Source organism: Terribium retamae, from assembly GCF_022347545.1.
In the GTDB taxonomy this organism is placed as follows: Bacteria; Pseudomonadota; Alphaproteobacteria; order Rhizobiales; family Rhizobiaceae; genus Mesorhizobium; species Mesorhizobium retamae.
In genome coordinates this window covers 40,521-56,491 of record NZ_JAKREW010000033.1, presented here as the reverse complement: position 1 = coordinate 56,491, position 15,971 = coordinate 40,521, and the positions used below count along the sequence as shown (strand labels likewise).

15 protein-coding genes are annotated in these 15,971 nt (G+C 62.1%); 9 read left to right on the top strand and 6 right to left on the bottom strand.

The window, feature by feature from the left end; all coding sequences use genetic code 11:
- Positions 1-15 precede the first annotated feature (15 nt).
- From L4923_RS23835 to L4923_RS23810, 6 genes are all read left to right on the top strand, one after another.
- A complete protein-coding gene (locus tag L4923_RS23835; RefSeq protein ID WP_239369595.1) occupies positions 16-1,248 on the top strand; it encodes an ABC transporter substrate-binding protein in 1,233 nt (410 codons plus the stop codon).
- A gap of 61 nt (positions 1,249-1,309) precedes the next feature.
- On the top strand, positions 1,310-2,041 hold the full coding sequence (locus L4923_RS23830) for an ABC transporter ATP-binding protein (RefSeq protein WP_239369594.1): 732 nt from the start codon (positions 1,310-1,312) through the stop codon (positions 2,039-2,041).
- Positions 2,041-2,766: an ABC transporter ATP-binding protein gene (locus L4923_RS23825; protein ID WP_239369593.1), complete on the top strand. Its 726-nt coding sequence runs from the start codon at positions 2,041-2,043 to the stop codon at positions 2,764-2,766. Before L4923_RS23830 ends, L4923_RS23825 begins: the two co-directional genes overlap by 1 nt.
- Entirely contained in the window at positions 2,766-3,629 is an 864-nt protein-coding gene (locus L4923_RS23820; protein WP_239369592.1) for a branched-chain amino acid ABC transporter permease, read from the top strand. The genes L4923_RS23825 and L4923_RS23820 overlap by 1 nt, the downstream gene beginning before the upstream one ends.
- Positions 3,629-4,594, top strand: coding sequence for a branched-chain amino acid ABC transporter permease (locus tag L4923_RS23815; protein ID WP_239369591.1), 966 nt, complete (start codon positions 3,629-3,631; stop codon positions 4,592-4,594). Before L4923_RS23820 ends, L4923_RS23815 begins: the two co-directional genes overlap by 1 nt.
- Before the next feature lie 36 nt (positions 4,595-4,630).
- A complete protein-coding gene (locus tag L4923_RS23810; RefSeq protein ID WP_239369590.1) occupies positions 4,631-5,842 on the top strand; it encodes an amidohydrolase in 1,212 nt (403 codons plus the stop codon).
- A 107-nt stretch (positions 5,843-5,949) separates the two neighbouring features.
- Here the strand turns inward: L4923_RS23810 and L4923_RS23805 are convergent, their stop codons facing one another.
- The 6 genes from L4923_RS23805 to L4923_RS23780 all read right to left on the bottom strand — a co-directional run bounded on the left by L4923_RS23805 (position 5,950) and on the right by L4923_RS23780 (position 12,944).
- The gene (locus L4923_RS23805) at positions 5,950-7,020 is read right to left on the bottom strand and encodes an ornithine cyclodeaminase (RefSeq protein ID WP_239369589.1); all 1,071 of its coding nucleotides are present in this window, start codon (positions 7,018-7,020) and stop codon (positions 5,950-5,952) included.
- A gap of 107 nt (positions 7,021-7,127) precedes the next feature.
- Positions 7,128-8,009 (bottom strand): branched-chain amino acid ABC transporter permease, encoded by an 882-nt coding sequence (locus L4923_RS23800; protein ID WP_239369588.1) that lies wholly within the window; start codon positions 8,007-8,009, stop codon positions 7,128-7,130.
- Positions 8,010-8,011: 2 nt separating this feature from the next.
- Positions 8,012-8,716: an ABC transporter ATP-binding protein gene (locus L4923_RS23795; protein WP_239369608.1), complete on the bottom strand. Its 705-nt coding sequence runs from the start codon at positions 8,714-8,716 to the stop codon at positions 8,012-8,014.
- A 4-nt stretch (positions 8,717-8,720) separates the two neighbouring features.
- Positions 8,721-9,887, bottom strand: coding sequence for an ABC transporter substrate-binding protein (locus L4923_RS23790; RefSeq protein ID WP_239369587.1), 1,167 nt, complete (start codon positions 9,885-9,887; stop codon positions 8,721-8,723).
- A gap of 34 nt (positions 9,888-9,921) precedes the next feature.
- Positions 9,922-11,769, bottom strand: a complete 1,848-nt coding sequence (locus L4923_RS23785; RefSeq protein WP_425530999.1) for a branched-chain amino acid ABC transporter ATP-binding protein/permease — start codon at positions 11,767-11,769, stop codon at positions 9,922-9,924.
- An 8-nt stretch (positions 11,770-11,777) separates the two neighbouring features.
- Positions 11,778-12,944, bottom strand: a complete 1,167-nt coding sequence (locus tag L4923_RS23780; RefSeq protein ID WP_239369585.1) for an NAD(P)/FAD-dependent oxidoreductase — start codon at positions 12,942-12,944, stop codon at positions 11,778-11,780.
- Between the two features lie 142 nt (positions 12,945-13,086).
- Here L4923_RS23780 and L4923_RS23775 point away from each other — a divergent pair, with 142 nt between their 5' ends.
- The 3 genes from L4923_RS23775 to L4923_RS23765 are packed head-to-tail and all read left to right on the top strand — an operon-like array spanning position 13,087 to position 15,970.
- Positions 13,087-14,007 (top strand): MurR/RpiR family transcriptional regulator, encoded by a 921-nt coding sequence (locus tag L4923_RS23775; protein ID WP_239369584.1) that lies wholly within the window; start codon positions 13,087-13,089, stop codon positions 14,005-14,007.
- Complete coding sequence (locus L4923_RS23770; RefSeq protein ID WP_239369583.1) at positions 14,004-14,651, top strand: cysteine hydrolase family protein; 648 nt, start codon at positions 14,004-14,006, stop codon at positions 14,649-14,651. The genes L4923_RS23775 and L4923_RS23770 overlap by 4 nt, the downstream gene beginning before the upstream one ends.
- Positions 14,648-15,970, top strand: a complete 1,323-nt coding sequence (locus L4923_RS23765; protein ID WP_239369582.1) for a type I glutamate--ammonia ligase — start codon at positions 14,648-14,650, stop codon at positions 15,968-15,970. Before L4923_RS23770 ends, L4923_RS23765 begins: the two co-directional genes overlap by 4 nt.
- The last annotated feature ends 1 nt before the right edge of the window (position 15,971 follow it).

Below are 15,971 nucleotides of genomic sequence, written 5' to 3'. Positions count from 1 at the left end.
GGCAAGGGGAACGACATGCTGACAAGACGTATTTTCCTGGGCGCGGCATCCGCACTCGCACTGGTCGCCGCAACCGCTTCCGCAAGCGCGGATGTGATCAAGCTGGGCATCCTTGCTCCCCTCACCGGCCCTGCCGCCGCGGATGGTCAGGAAATGGCCAATGGCGTCAAGCTCGCCGTGGAAGACCTCAACAAGGCTGGCGGTGTGGCCGGCCATACCTTCGAAGCCGTTGTGGCCGACGTTGGGGATGCCAGCGCCGACAAGGTCGCCACTGCGGCCGAACGCCTACTCGGCGATCAGGCGACCGGTGCCATCTTCACCGGCTACGCATCCACCAGCAATTTCGAAATCGACATGATGGCCGAGCAGGATATGATCTATCTCGTGTCGGGCAACTCCCAGCAGACGAAGGATATCGTCTCGGCCGATCCGTCCCGCTTCTCTACCGTCTGGTCGCTGACGCCGTCCTATGACGCCTACAATACGGAGATCGTACCAGTCATCGACGAACTCGCCACAAGTGGCAAGCTGAAGCTGCCCAACAAGAAAGTGGCGCTGGTGGCATCCGACAATCCCTATTCCAAAGGCATCGCCAACGGCATGGCCGAGGCTTTCAAGGCCGATGGCTGGGAAGTGACGCAGAACGACCTCCTGCCCTTCGGCGAGATCAACGACTGGCGAGGTTTCCTGGCCAAGGTGCGACAGGACCCGCCTGCCCTCCTGATCAACACCGACTACGTCTCCGCGAACGCCGCAACCTTCATGCGGCAATTCATGGAAAATCCAACCAACAGCCTTGTCTTCATCCAATACGCACCTTCGGTGCCGGAATTCTTGGAACTCACCAAGGAAAAGTCTTCGGGCATCGTCTACAACGCACTCGGTGGCGCGGTTCGCGCGGCCAGCAATCCACGAGCCGACGAAGTCATCGGCAAGTACAAGGCGGCATACAATGTCGAGCCGGGCTCCTATGGCGTCATGCTCTACGAGCAGGTGATGCTCTACGCAGACGCCTTGGGCAAAGTCGGCGATCCTTCAAAACGCCAGGAAATCGGTGCCGAGATCGGCAAAGCCGACAAGCAGACAGCCATGGGGCGCACAAGATTTGATCCGGCCACACACCTTGCGGTCCAGGGCAAGGATGGGATGCCCATCCAGTTCTACCAGATTCAGGACGGCAACCGCGTGCTGTTCTATCCGAAGGAATATGCGGGCGGCGAGTTCAAGCAGCCGGTTTGGATGAAGTGATCCGCCGTGCCGTGCCCTGGAGCAATCGCTCCAGGCGTCCCCCTTCCATCGAGCAAGACGCATGAGCGAAAACATTCTCGAGATCGCCGGAGCCTGCAAGTTCTTCGGCGGGTTGAAGGCTGTCAACGGCGTTAGTTTCACCGTCGCACGAGGTGAGATGCTGGGCATTGCCGGCCCCAACGGGTCCGGCAAGAGCACCTTGTTCAACCTGATCACCGGCGTCCCATTCGGCCCGACATCCGGAGAGGTGCGGTTCATGGGAGAACGTATCGATCGTTGGCCGGCGCATCGCATCTCGCGGGCCGGCCTTGTGCGCACTTTCCAGAAAGACGCCGAATTTCCGGCGCTGTCCGCGCATGACACTTTGCTCGTCAGTGCCACCTACAACGGCCAGCTTTCCCGCGCCCAAGCCGAAGCGCGCATCGACAACGCCTTTCGCTCGGTGGATTTCGGCCAGACGCGCCGCTCGATGCCGTCGCGCGAATTATCCGTCTATGAAAAGAAGCAGCTCATGATTGCCTCGGCTCTGATATCCGAGCCGGCCTTGTTGATGCTGGACGAGCCCGCATCGGGTCTGACCAAGCCGGAAATCCAACGCCTCGACGATCTCCTGGTGGCGGTGAACAGGAGCGGCGTCACAGTGCTCCTGATCGAACATGTGCTCAGTCTGCTGTTGTCGGTTTCGCAGCGCCTGATCGTGCTGAACCAGGGCAGCGTGCTTGCCGCGGGCGATCCGCACGACGTCGTCAAAAATCCGCAGGTGATCGAAGCCTATCTTGGAGGACGCAGTTGATGCGGCGGCTTCTCGACATCATCGGCCTGCAAGCCGGCTATGGGGCGTCCCGCGTCCTGAACGATCTTTCGCTCCACATTGATGAAGGCGAGTCGATCGGCCTGTTTGGACCGAACGGCCACGGCAAGTCGACATTGCTGAAGGCCATTTCCGGCCTGCTGCGCCCGACCGCCGGCTCCATCGCTTTTGACGGCAAAGATATCACCACACAGCGCCCGCCTTCGATCGTAGCGGCAGGCCTAATCCATGCACCTCAGGGCAACACCTTGTTCGGCAACATGCGCATAGCCGAAACGCTGGAACTTGCGGCCTTCAGCAAGCGCGCAAAGGCGGAGGCAGGACGACATCTCGAAGAAGTCTACGCTCTGTTCCCACGCCTCGCCGAACGCAAGCAGCAATTTGCCCGAACGCTGTCCGGCGGCGAACGCCAGATGCTGTCGATCGGCTGCGCACTGATGTGCGCGCCGCGCCTGCTGATGCTGGACGAACCGACTTTGGGGCTATCGCCGCGGTTGAAGGAAGAACTGGCGGCTGCCATAGCCAAGATTTCCAAGACCGGCGTGCCGTTGATCGTCGTGGAGCAGGATGTCGAGTTCCTGCTGTCGCTGACCGACCGTCTCTACATGATCGAACACGGCGAAGTGGTGCGCGAGATCAGCAGCGCCAATGCACCGGACCATGAAGAGGTGATGCGCCTCTACTTTGGTGCGGAGGGAGCACACTGATGGATGCCCTTCTCGCTACGCTCGTCTCCGGTCTCGTGCTTGGTTCGCTCTATGCTTTGATGTCGAGCGGCCTCAGCCTCGTGTGGACCACTTTGGGAGTCTTCAACTTCTCTCACGGCGCACTGATGATGGTTGGCGCGTTCGTTGCCTGGACGGTCAGTGAAATACTCGGCCTCGGGCCGGTGACCGGTATCTTGTCGGGCACGCTTGCCGCCGGCCTGATCGGGATCATCATCGAGCGCCTTCTCGTCCGGCCATTCTACAGCAATCGTAACATGCTCTTGATCACCGCCATGACCACGCTTGCTGCCATGGTCATTCTCGAGCGTGGCGCACAGATGATCTGGGGCGCGCGGTTGAAGCAATTGCCGCGCCTCATTCCTGGCGAGGTACAGATCCTGGGCACTACCATTTCCGCTCATGAAGCCTTGCTGATCGTGCTGGCGCCGCTGATCCTGGTTGCCTTGTGGCGCTTCACGGTAATGACCAATCGCGGTCGTAGCCTTCGCGCCGTCGGCCAGAACCAGGATTCGGCGGCACTTCTCGGCATTGATGTGCCCGTTGCCTTTGCATTGGCATTCGGCATTTCCGCCGCCCTGGCGGGCCTTACCGGCGCCTTGCTTGGCTCGATACGCTTCATCACGCCGACGATGGGCAGCGAACCGCTGACGAAAGCCATGATCGTTGTGATCTTCGGCGGACTGGGCAATCTCGGTGCAACAGCGGGGGCCGCCTATCTCATCGGTTTCATCGAGGCGTTTCTGATCTTCGGACTGGGCCTTTACTGGACACCTTTCGTGCTGTTCCTGCTCATGATCCTGGTCCTGCTTTTCAGGCCGAACGGCGTGTTCGGAGGCAAATGATGGCCAACAAACGTCAACTCTTTGCCATCGCCGCACTGTTCGCGGCCCTGGCGTTCGTGCCCCTGTTCGTCACCGACAGCTACATCCGGCACCTGTTCATCATCGCTTTTGTCTATGCGGTCATCGCCTCGAACTGGAACTTAAGCCTCGGGCACTGCGGCGTGTTCAATTTCGGGCACCTCACCTTCTTCGGCATCGGCGTCTACACAGCCGCCATCGCCAGCAAGACATTTGGCATCAATCCCTGGATCGCCATGCTGCTGGGCGGCGGCACAGCAGCTCTGTCAGCTCTGCTGCTGGCAGCACCGGTCGCGCGGCTGAAGGGCATCTATGTCGTTCTGGTCACCTTCGCCTTCAGTCAGCTGGCATTGCAATTGGTGCTCAGCCAGTCCCAGATTACCGGAGGAGCCGAGGGCATGGTGCGCCTGCCGTTCCTGCAGCTGGGCAGCTACAGCTTCCTGAAGGACTTCAAATTCGGCTACTACTATGTCGGTCTGCTGCTTTTGGCGCTTTCCTGTCTTTTCCTCGCATTCTTGAGCAACTCGTCCTTCGGCAAGTCGCTCAAGGCTGTCCGCGATGCAGAGGATTATGCAGCGGCACGCGGCATTTCCGTTGCCCGTCAGCGCATTCTTGCCTTGACGCTGAGCGCCATTTTCACCGGGATCGCGGGCGGCTTCTACGCGATCTACCTGCGCGTCGCCTCGCCAGAGGTCTTTGGTTTTGGAACGCTATCGCTAGCCCTGTCGATGGTCCTGATCGGCGGCGTCAACACGGTCTTCGGACCAGTGCTTGCCGCGCTCGTTCTCACCTTCGCCACCGAGGCGATGGCTGGCCTGCAGGGTTTTGAGGATGCGCGTTTCATCGTCATCGCGGTTGCGATGATCCTGGTCCTCAGGCTGGCACCCGAAGGGCTGGTGGACCTTCTGGGCAAGCTGCGGCTGCCTGTCCGCCCGGCAAGGACATGATCACAGGCCGGGCGCAATAAGTGGAGGAGATAGCAGATGGTCAAATCGCCGATTGACAACAGCCTCGTTGAGGAGGCTACAGCCTGGCGCCGCCATCTTCACGCTTATCCGGAGACCGCCTTCGAGGAAAAGGCGACTGCCGATTTCGTAGCCACGAAACTGGAGGAATTCGGCATCGAAGTGCATCGTGGACTCGGCGGAACAGGCGTGGTCGGAACGTTGAAGCGTGGCACCAGCCCCGTCGCGATCGGCCTTCGCGCCGACATGGATGCCTTGTTCATCCAGGAAGAGAACACATTCGATCATCGGTCGAAGGTCGACGGAAAGATGCACGCCTGTGGACATGACGGTCATACCGCCATGCTGCTCGCCGCAGCCAGCCATCTCGCCAAGAACGGCAATTTCGACGGAACCGTGCGCTTCATTTTCCAACCCGCCGAGGAAACGGGTGATGAGCATTGCGGCGGCAATGCCATGGTCAAGGACGGCCTTTTCGAGAAATTCCCCGTCGATGCGGTCTTCGGCATGCACAATTTTCCCAACGCTCCCGCCGGCCGCTTCATGATGCGGACAGGGCCGATGCTCGCATCGATCGACACTTTCGAATTTCATGTTTTGAGCCGCATCGCACATCCTGCAACGCAGTTCGCCGTCGCGGATCCCCTGCTCACCGCAGCCACGATCGTGCAGGAAATGCATATGTTCAAGGCGCGTTATCTGAACCCTGCCGAACCTGTGGTGCTATCGATCACGCAATTTCGCAGCGGCGATCCAAGCCATCGCCAAAGCGTCCATGTCACACCGGATGAAGCGGTCGTTCGCGGCACCCTGTACACACTCAACGACAGCGTTCGCGACGCCTTCGAGGCCGGATTGGAGAAGATCGTGCGCAACGCCACCGAAGCTATCGGCGCAGGGCATAAGTTCATTTTTGAGCGAGGCTACCCCGTTCTTCGCAACACCCGGACTGAAACGCGGTTTGCCGCCTCCGTCGCCGAGGAAGTCGTTGGAGAAAAGCTTGTCGACGACGACATGCAACCGATCATGGGGGCCGAGGACTTCGCGTTCATGCTGGGCAGCGTACCCGGCAGCTACGTGTTCCTCGGCTCAGCCAGAGAGGGCGAGGCAGCACCTCGCCCCTTGCACACCGCGCAATACGACTTCAACGACGACATCATCGCCACCGGTGTGCGTTACTGGACGACGCTGGCGGAGCGCTATCTCGCCGAAACGCCAGGCCGGCACTAGAAGCGTTTCCGTTTTTCACGGAAACGCGGAAACGTTCTAAGTTTTGTTTTCGTCGCATTTTTGTAACGCCAAGTGATTCCACTTAGCTACAACCGGCACAGCTTGCGTCAGGCGGCGCCCTTGGCGCCGCCTTGCTTTTTATCTGCCCTGAGCAGCATGCCGAAGAGGTCACGCGGTTCGTCGGGATCGGCAAGCAGGTCGAGTTCCTCATAGAGGCCGGTGGCCTGTAGCTGGTCGCGCACATAACGCAGCGCCGAGAAGTCCTCGGTGGCAAAGCCGACCGAATCGAACAGCGTGATCTGCTTGTCGCTGGTGCGCCCCGCAGCCTTGCCCGTCATCACCTGCCACAGCTCTGTCACCGGATGATCGCCATCCAGCTGCTGGATCTCGCCCTCGATGCGCGTCTGCGGCGGGAACTCAACGAAGATGTCGGAGCGCAGCAGGATGTCGCGATGAAGCTCCGTCTTGCCTGGACAGTCGCCGCCGACCGCGTTGATGTGCACGCCCGAGCCGACCATGTTGTCGGTCAGGATCGTCGCATACTGCTTGTCGGCCGTCACCGTGGTGATGACCTGAGCTCCCTCCACCGCTTCCTGGCCGGAGGCGCAGATGGTGATGTCGAAGCCCATCCCGGCGAGGTTCTTGGCGCAGCGCCGCGAGGCCGACGGATCGATGTCGTAAAGCCGCAGCCGGTCGATGCCGGTGATGGCCTTGAAGGCGATGGCCTGGAACTCCGATTGCGCGCCATTGCCGATGATGGTCATGGTGCGGGCGCCCTTCGGCGCCAGGTACTTTGCGACCAGCGCCGAAGTGGCGGCGGTGCGCAACGCCGTCAGGATGGTCATTTCGGTGAGCAGCATCGGATAGCCCGAGCCGACATCGGCCAGAACACCAAAAGCGGTCACCGTCTGCAGGCCCTCGCGCGTGTTCTTCGGGTGGCCGTTGACATATTTGAAGCCGTAGAGATGGCCATCGCTGGTCGGCATCAGCTCGATGACGCCGTCATGGCTGTGCGAGGCGACGCGCGCCGTCTTGTCGAACAGTTCCCAGCGGCGGAAGTCCTCCTCGATATAGGTGGCAAGCTCGGTCAGGAAGCGCTCGACGCCGATGGCAAGCACTAGCTTCATCATGGAATCGACGCTCACGAACGGAACGATGTTCAGTTTGGCTGCGGGCATGCCGCTTCTCCTTGTTTTGCTTACGAGCGCGGCGTGGCTTCATCGAGCGATCAAGACCACAGTGCCGCTGCCCGGCGGCTTGATGTGTACCGCGATCCCTTCAGAACTCAGCTTCTCTGCACGCGCACGGCCGGGATGAGACCCTGAGGCCGGATCAGCAGCACGGCAATGACACCCGACAGCACGATGGCGTCGCGATAAGGTGCTATGGCAGCCGGCAGCGTCGCCTGCAGGAGGACTTCGATCACCCCAAGGAGGAAGCCCCCCGCCACGGCGCCCGGCAAGCTGCCCAGCCCGCCAACCACGGCGGCTATGAACGCCTTAAGTACGGGGGTGAACCCCATCAGCGGATCGACCGAGGCGCGGCTCGCCACCCACAGCATCGCTGCCAGCCCGGCGAGCAGGCCGGACAGGAGAAATGCCGTAGCGATGATACGGTTGGCGGGAATGCCCATCAGCCGCACGACGTCGAAATCCTCCGCTGCCGCGCGCATGGCCGTACCGGTCACGGTACGCTTCAGGAAGAATTCCAGTGCGATCAGCGCGACGATGGACACAACGATCGAAATCGCTGGCCCGACGCCGATGGTGAAATCGCCAATCGAGAAAGCGCCGGTCATCCAGTTGGGTATGGCGACGGCTTGGGGACGCGCCGACACTCCGTTCTGGAAGATGACCTTGAGCAAGCCGGAAACGGCGAAACTTGTCAGAAGGAGGCTGGTGACGCTGGCGCCACGCATCGGCCGAAAGGCAAGACGCTCCATAGCCACCGCGCCGACGGCCGCGCAGATGACGGCAAGCAGCACCGCTGCCGGAAACGGTACGCCGGCAATGAGGGCTGCCAGCAGCACATAACCTGTCAGCGTCATCAGCTCGCCATGGGCGAAATTGATCAGCCCGACGATGGAAAAGACGATGGCCAGTCCGAGCGCCAGCAGCGCATAGACGCCGCCGAGGCTCACTGCATTGATGATCTGCTGGGCGATCATGATCAGGCTCCGAGATAGGCTTGGCGCACGAGATCCGAACTGGCGAGTTCGGCGGCCGTGCCTGCCAATGCGACCTCGCCATTGGCAAGCACCGTGGCGCGATCGGCGATCTCGAGCGCGAGCGCGACGTTCTGCTCCACCAGAAGCACCGTCAGCCCGTCGCTGCGCAGCTGCGCGATAAGGTCGAACACGGTATCGATGATCTGCGGGGCAAGTCCGAGCGACGGCTCGTCGAGCAGAATGAGCTTCGGGCGCGCCATCAGCGCGCGGGCTATTGCCAGCATCTGCTGTTCGCCGCCGGATAGGTTTCCACCTTTGACCTGATGGTAGCGGCGTAGGATGGGAAAGAGCTCGAGCATCTCCTCTTCCCGCGCCTTCGCCTCGGAAGCGGTCTGGTGGACAGCACCGCCCAGGCGAAGGTTCTCGGCCACGGTCAGGCTTGCGAAGATGCGTCGTCCCTCAGGCACCAGCGCCACGCCGCGGCGTGCGATCGCTTCGGCAGGCATGCCGGTGATGTCGTTGCCTTCGAGCAGCACCCTGCCGCCGGCAGCCGGCACCAGCCCGGCGATGGCGCCGAGCGTCGAGCTCTTGCCAGCGCCGTTGGCACCGACCAGCGCGACGATCTCACCGGCGCCAACCGTGAGGTCGACGCGGCGCACCGCCTCGACTTCGCCATATCGGATCCTGAGGGCGTCGACGCTCAGCATGGCGTCACGGCGCCGGAACGTCGGCCGCGGCCGGCACGACGGTTTCGACATATTTGGGCTCTCCGTCTTCGTAGCGCATCAGCACCACAGGTCGCAGCGGCATGCGGTCGGTACCGGCATAGGTGATCTTGCCGGTGATACCTTCGAAGTCCTTCAGATTGGCAATCGCATCACGGATCGCCTTGGGATCATCCGAACCGGCCGTCTTCACTGCCTCGTCGAGGATCAAGCCGATCTCGTAGCCGTTGACCTCGTAGGTCGATTCCGGCGCGTGGCCGGCGTGTTTGGCGAAGGCAGCGTTGAAGGCTTCCAGCTTGCTGCCCGCTTCCGGATAGCCGGCCGCGGTGTAGACGACACCGTCCACCAGCTTGCCGAGCGCCTTGATGGTCGGGGTCCCGATCGCGTCGGCACCATAGACAGGAATATTGATACCGGCGCCGCGCAATTGCTGGATGAAGGCGGGAAAATCCGGCTCATAAGCTGCCGTCATGATCAGATCGGGTTGCTCGGCCAGGCCCTTGATGTTGGTGATCTCGGCTGAGAAGTCTGGCTGGTTCATCGTGAACGTGCCCCGCCCGACAATCTTGCCGCCCTTCTTCTCGAAGACCTTGCCGAAATATTCCGGCAAGTTGGCAACATAGGTCGCGTCGGGCGATGTCAGCAGGAAGACCTTGCGTTTGCCTTCGGCAATGGCGAAGTCCGCGACGGCGGTCGCCTGCAGATTGTCGGCAGGATAGGTACCGAACATAACGTCACCGACCGCCTGGGTCAGCACCGGTGCCGAGCCGCAGAGTGTCAACGACGGGATCCCGAGCGGCTGGGTGAGTTGGCCGGCCGAGATCGATGGGTCGGCATCGCAGGGCGTGATCATGATCTTGGCGCCGGCATCGATCAGCTCCTGCGTGACGGTGGCCGTCTGCGCGGTATCGCTGCGCGTGTCCTTGATGATCAGGTTGACCTTGTATTTGCCGGCCAGTCCGCCCTTGGCGTTGAGTTCGTCGATCGCCATGCGCAAGCCGGCCAGCGCTGGCTGGTCGTAAGGTGCAAGTCCACCCGTCTGGGCGGTCGCCGCTCCGATGATGATCTCTTCCGCGAAGGCCGGCGCGGCGGTCGCGACGGTGATGGCGGATATGGCTGTCAGTAATGCTGAACGCTTCCGAATATGCCTCATGTTAGTCTCCCATTTAATGTCCGGTTGTTCTTGTTCATTGGACGTCGTTGCCTTGGCGGGCACGTGCCGTGCGGCTGCCGAGATAGGCAGCTACGACCGCCGGGTTGTTCTGCACCTCTGCCGGTGCACCGTCGGCGATCACGCGGCCGCGGTCGACCACGACGATGCGCTCGCACAGGTTCATCACAAGCCGCATGTCATGCTCGATCAGGATCACGCCGATCCGCCGTTCGCTGCGTACCGCCGCCAGGATCGACACAAGCTCGGCTGTTTCGACCGCGTTCATGCCAGCGGCAGGCTCATCAAGCAGCAGGAAACGAGGTTTCAGCGCCAGTGCGCGTGCCACCTCCAGCCGGCGGCGCTGGCCGTAAGCGAGACTGGCCGCAGGACGATCAGCGAAGCGCTCCAGCCCCATGCGGGCAAGTTCGCGCCTCGCGGCTGCCTCTGCGGCTGCCAAGCCAGGCTCCACCACGCGCGCCGCCACGACAACGTTCTCAAGCACGGTCATACGCGGAAAGACGCGGATGTTCTGGAACGTGCGGGCGATGCCGGCGCGGGCGAAACGGAAAGCGCTGGCCTGCCGTACCGGCGCCCCGATACGTACGATTCCGGAACTCGGCATGACGTCGCCGGCGATCATGTTGAGCAACGTCGTCTTGCCCGCGCCGTTGGGACCGATGATGCCTGTGATGCTGTCGGGCTCGAAAGAAAGTGTCACATCATCCACCGCCACCACGCCGGCATAGCGTCGAGACAGGTGGTCGACCGAGATCGGCCCAGCTGCCGCGCGCGTCGGCGCGACATCCGTAGCCGGTTTGACAGGGTCCATTTTCGCGTTGGGACGGCGCAGAAGGTTGAGCTCACGGTCACCGAACAAGCCAGCAGGCCGTCGCCAGATGACGAGGATCATGGCGACTGCCAGAACCCCTTGCGTGAGGCCGAAGAGGACTGGCATCTGCAAGCCGAAAATGACCCCACCGCCCTCGAACCGGCGGACCACCTCGACCACGAGCACTGTTACGACAACGCCGGCGAATGCGCCGAGCGAGGACGTCATGCCACCAACGATCAGCATGGCGAGCATGGTGAAACCGAAATCGAAATAAAAATCCTTGGGCGAAAAGGCCCCGAGGAACTGAGCCATCATAGCGCCGGCGGCAGCTGCGGCCACAGCGCCCAGAACCCATGCAGCCAGCCTCGCGACACGATGGTCGACACCGACGGCGGCTGCACCGCGCTCATCGTCGGCGGCCGCGCGCGTGGCAAGGCCGAAGGACGTCTCCCTGAACAGCCTCGCCAGGATGATCGCCATGGCCGCGACCCCAACTGCCGTCCACAGACCGATCTCGCGCGGTACACCATAGAAAGGTTGACTGCCCCGGGTGATCTCACGTCCCGCCACGAGCAAGGTGTAGACGATGATGAGCAACGCCAGCGTCGCGATCGAAGCACTCGAGCCGGAGAGCCTGAACAAAGGTATGCCCGTGACCAAGCCGACCAACATGGCCAGCACCAGCACCACCACGAGTGCCGTGAAGAAGGACATCTCATGCCCGGCCAGGAATTGAGGCAGGTCGCGCAGAGCAGTGCGTTGCAGGGCGGCGGGCATGGTCAGGATGCCCGTGGCATAAGCACCAAGCCCGACAAAGGCGGCATGGCCGAAGGAAACGATACCGGTGTTGCCGGAGAATATTTGAAGACCAAGCACCGCCGTCAGCATGATCGCGGCATAAGTTACCACGCGCTGCATGGCGGCATTGCCGAACAGGTAGATCGCCAGAGCCGCCAGCACCATGGCAACGATCATCGCCAGCGCATCGACCCCGGCAGTGCGGAAGGCTGCCGGCAGGATCGATCGGGATGTGCTCTGTTCCATCGTCATGACCGCCATCACGCGACTCCAAAACGGAGCGGCGAAAACGGCGCCAGAATGGGTTGGGCACCATACAGTGCCAACTGACCGACAGCCTCGCCCACCGCCGGCCCAGTCTTGAAGCCGTGCCCGGACGAACCCGCCGAAACGATCAGACCTTCAACACCCGGCATGGTGCCGATCACTGGCAGATCGTCAGGGCTCATGTCGTAGAGACCTGCATAGCCGGGTCTGATTCCGAGTTCCATCATCGCCGGAACACGAGAGGCGAAGGTCTCAAGAATGTCGACCGACTCGCCTTCTTCGACACCCTCCATGTAAGTGTCGGGATTGTTGACCAACCTGGGCCGAATGGCCTCTTCGTGACGCACTCCAGTGCCGCCACCGGCCCAGGTGCCGGCGAGGATCACGCCGTCATTATCGGGCCTCGCATAGTTGCGGGAAATGTCGTCGCACCAGGCCCACGGCATGACCTGGCGAGCCTTGCCGCGGGCATCCAACACCGCCATCGGATGGCGTTCCACATGCAGCGGCAGGTCGAGCGACACCGTCGCGAGGAGGCGACGCGTCCACGGCCCGGCGGCCAGGATGACCGTGTCGGCTTCGAGCACTGCTCCATCGGCAAGCGTGACTCCTGCGATCCGATCCCCCCTGCGCAGTAGTCTGGAAACCGGGGTGTTCTGCAGGATCTTGGCACCGCGTGCACGCGCTGCGCGGGCTATCGCGTTTGTGGCTCCGAAGGCGTCGGCATAGCCATAATCAGGTTCCCAGATGGCTAACGCCACACCGTCGGTCGAAAATCCAGGCGCTTCGGCGGCGAACTCGGTCGCGGTCAGCGTCTCCATCCGGGCGCCCTCCCCGCGAATACGCTCTGCGGCAGCTGACCAGCTTGCGGCATTCTCCTCGCCGCAGACCCACATCATGCCGACCTGTGTCACGAACGATCCCTCCTGCGCGATCACCGGAAGCGCGACGAGGATCTCCCGCCCCCGGATGGCGAGTTGCGACAGCTCCGGCATCAAATAGAAGGCATGGAGAAGCGCCGATGACTTCCCGGAAGGTCCTCCTGCGGGATGGGTCTGCTCGATGAGCGTTACCCGCGCGCCTTCCCCGGCAAGATGCATCGCCGCGCTTGAACCTACAATTCCGGCGCCCACGATGATGATGTCATCGCCGTTCTTCATTCGTCGTTCCCCACAGTCTGTCGCTGCTTTGCGGCCAGCTAAGACGACATCCGACGCAATGTCAATATTTCTTCATTATTGACCGACAATTCACTTTCTGTAATAAACTCTGCACCGAAAAAAACACTATCAGGGGAGGCAAATGGCGATACGCGATGTTCTGATGCGGCAGGATCTGGCGCTGACTCCTTCCGAGGAGAAGATCGTCCGCCTGCTGCTCACGGACTATCCGGGCGCCGGCCTCGGCAGCGCTTCGAGTCTCGCCCGTCGTGCCGGCGTGAGCGACCCCACCGTTGTACGGTTGGCTGTCAAGCTCGGCTACGAAGGCTATCCGGACTTCCAGGCAAAGCTTTTAGCAGAGGTCGAAGCGAGGCTGCATTCGCCGCTGCTGATGATGGAGGCCAAGCGTCCGTCCGGCTCGGAGGACAACCCTATCTTGGCCTATCTGGCGTCCGTGAACGAGGCGATGGGAAAGGCCGCAGGTATCACGCCCCTGACCACTTACGACCGCACCGCCCGCCTCATCATGGAAGCCAAAGGTGAGGTCGTGCTGGTCGGCGGACGCTTCAGCCGCCACGTCGCAGGCATGTTTGCTGGATATCTGCTGCAATTCCGCCCGAATGTTCGTGAGATCGGCGTCCTTTCCAGCCAGTCTTTCGACATCCTCGCCGACCTTGGGCGCAAGGATGTGCTCGTCGTTTTCGACTATCGTCGCTATCAGCTCGACGTCGTCTCGTTTGCCCGGCAGGCTGCAGCGCGCGACGTCCGCATCGTGCTGTTCACCGACCAATGGCTGTCGCCGGTGGCGGAATTCGCGGAGACGACCATCGTCAGCCCGCTCGAAGTCGCCTCTCCCTATGACACGCTGGCGCCAGCGATCGCCCAGATGGAAGCGCTCACAGCGCATATCCTCTCGACACTGGGTGACGACGGCCGCGCCCGCATCGAGCGGCTGGAGGAGGTGCGGCACGCCAACGCCGTCACCCTCGACAATGAGCCCGCGCAGGATGGCGCCAGGACAACCCCCGGACCGAAATCATCAAGGCAGGACCGCAGATCATGATCCAATCCCTTCCCAAGCGCGACGAACCGTTTCGGCGCGGCGAAACCGCGCTGCTGCTCGTCGATATGCAGCGGATCTGGTTGGAGCCGGGTGCCGATCCCGACCATCCGGAACTCGGCCCGGAAGACTATTTCTACCGCCAAACGGCGACGGAGACGATCCCCAACCAGGAGCGGTTGCTGAAGGCGGCTCGTGCCAACGGGGTCGAGGTGCTGCACACCATCATCCAGAGCCTGACCGAGGACGGGCGCGACCGCTCGCTAGACCACAAGCTCACCCCTATCCACATCCCGCCGAGCCTGCCGGAAGGGCTTCCGATCGCGTCACTCGCTCCTGTCGGCGACGAGATCATGCTGCCCAAGACTTCATCAGGCATCTTCAACTCGACCAACGTCGACTACCTGCTGAAGAACCTCGGCATCCGCTATCTTATTGTGGTCGGCGTCCTCACGGACCAATGCGTCGACATGACGGTGCGCGATGCCGCCGACCGCGGCTATCTCGTCACATGTGTGTCGGACGCTTGCGCCACCCGCACCCAGGAACGCCACGACATCGCGCTGAAAGCATTCGGGGGCTATTGCTGGGTCACCGATACCGACACAGTCGTTGCCCGCATCGAAGCGATGGGGAAGGCCGCATGACCATGCCTGTCGAATCTCTTGTCGCCGTCGTCACGACAGACCTCGCAGCGATCACGCGCGGCCGCTCTGTCACTGAGAGCCGCCTGGACAAGGTCGCCGCCACCGGTGTCGGCTGGTTGCAGGCAAACCTGTCGCTTACGCCGTTCAACTCCATCGTCGTGCCCAATCCCTGGGGTTCGTCGGGAGACTTGCGCCTTGTTCCCGATCTCAAGGCGCGCTTCCGCACGGCGTTGACCGGCTCCGCGACACTATTCGACATGGTGGCGGGCAACATCGTGGAACTCGACGGAACGCCATGGCTCGGGTGCACACGCACCATGCTCATCGACGCGCTGGCCGAGCTGAAGGCCGCGACCGGTCTCAGCCTCACGGGCGCCTTCGAGCAGGAATTCCAGATTTCCGGTGCCGATTTTGCGCCTGCCCATTCGCTTTCATTCGCGGCGCTGCGGCGTGCTGATCCCTTCGCGCCGACGCTGATGGCAGCACTGGAGGAAGCCGGCGTCGCGCCAGAGGTCATCATTGCTGAGTTCGGCGATGAGCAGTTCGAGGTCACGCACGCCCCGGCCGATGCGCTAGCGGCAGCAGACCGCGCGGTGGCGATTCGCGAGATCACCCGCGAACTCGCCCGCAACAATGGCTGGCATGCGACATTCGCACCGAAATCCGTGCCGGACGGGGTCGGCAATGGTGTGCATATCCACTTCAGCTTCACCGACGACGCCGGCAAGCCGGTGACATACGACGCCAGCAAGCCGGGCGGCCTCTCGGCCATTGCAGGCGCGTTCTGCGCTGGTGTCCTGAAGCATTTGCCGGCGATCACCGCGTTGACCGCCTCGAGCGTCCCTTCCTTCTACAGGCTGAAGCCGCATAGCTGGAGTTCTTCCTACACCTGGCTTGCTGACCGCGACAGGGAGGCTTCCTTGCGCATCTGCCCGACTGTCACGATTGGCGGACGCGATCCATCGCGCCAGTACAACATCGAGTATCGTGCAGCCGATGCGACCGCCAACCCGTATCTGTCCATGGCAGCCATCGTTCGCGCTGGGCTGGAGGGCATCAAAGCCGGGCTCGCCACGCCGCCATTGGTAACCGGCGACCCCGAACAGATGACCGAGGCAGAAAAGACGAAACTTGGCCTGACGCGATTGCCGGAAAATCTTCCCGCAGCGTTGGACGCCCTGCTCGCCGACAAAACAGTCACGGGGTGGTTCGCTCCGGTTTTCATCGAGACCTTTGTGGGCGTCAAACGCCATGAAGCCGAACGTCTCGCCGGGCTCGACCCTGTCGGCGTATGTGACCTGTACCGAAAGCTCTACTGAA

Excerpts from the sequence above, each read along its gene's own strand:
- L4923_RS23835 (WP_239369595.1), top strand. The coding sequence starts at position 16 with ATGCTGACAAGACGTATTTTCCTGGGCGCGGCATCCGCACTCGCACTG.
- L4923_RS23830 (WP_239369594.1), top strand. The coding sequence starts at position 1,310 with ATGAGCGAAAACATTCTCGAGATCGCCGGAGCCTGCAAGTTCTTCGGC.
- L4923_RS23825 (WP_239369593.1), top strand. The coding sequence starts at position 2,041 with ATGCGGCGGCTTCTCGACATCATCGGCCTGCAAGCCGGCTATGGGGCG.
- L4923_RS23820 (WP_239369592.1), top strand. The coding sequence starts at position 2,766 with ATGGATGCCCTTCTCGCTACGCTCGTCTCCGGTCTCGTGCTTGGTTCG.
- L4923_RS23815 (WP_239369591.1), top strand. The coding sequence starts at position 3,629 with ATGGCCAACAAACGTCAACTCTTTGCCATCGCCGCACTGTTCGCGGCC.
- L4923_RS23810 (WP_239369590.1), top strand. The coding sequence starts at position 4,631 with ATGGTCAAATCGCCGATTGACAACAGCCTCGTTGAGGAGGCTACAGCC.
- L4923_RS23805 (WP_239369589.1), bottom strand. The coding sequence starts at position 7,020 with ATGCCCGCAGCCAAACTGAACATCGTTCCGTTCGTGAGCGTCGATTCC.
- L4923_RS23800 (WP_239369588.1), bottom strand. The coding sequence starts at position 8,009 with ATGATCGCCCAGCAGATCATCAATGCAGTGAGCCTCGGCGGCGTCTAT.
- L4923_RS23795 (WP_239369608.1), bottom strand. The coding sequence starts at position 8,716 with ATGCTGAGCGTCGACGCCCTCAGGATCCGATATGGCGAAGTCGAGGCG.
- L4923_RS23790 (WP_239369587.1), bottom strand. The coding sequence starts at position 9,887 with ATGAGGCATATTCGGAAGCGTTCAGCATTACTGACAGCCATATCCGCC.
- L4923_RS23785 (WP_425530999.1), bottom strand. The coding sequence starts at position 11,769 with ATGACGATGGAACAGAGCACATCCCGATCGATCCTGCCGGCAGCCTTC.
- L4923_RS23780 (WP_239369585.1), bottom strand. The coding sequence starts at position 12,944 with ATGAAGAACGGCGATGACATCATCATCGTGGGCGCCGGAATTGTAGGT.
- L4923_RS23775 (WP_239369584.1), top strand. The coding sequence starts at position 13,087 with ATGGCGATACGCGATGTTCTGATGCGGCAGGATCTGGCGCTGACTCCT.
- L4923_RS23770 (WP_239369583.1), top strand. The coding sequence starts at position 14,004 with ATGATCCAATCCCTTCCCAAGCGCGACGAACCGTTTCGGCGCGGCGAA.
- L4923_RS23765 (WP_239369582.1), top strand. The coding sequence starts at position 14,648 with ATGACCATGCCTGTCGAATCTCTTGTCGCCGTCGTCACGACAGACCTC.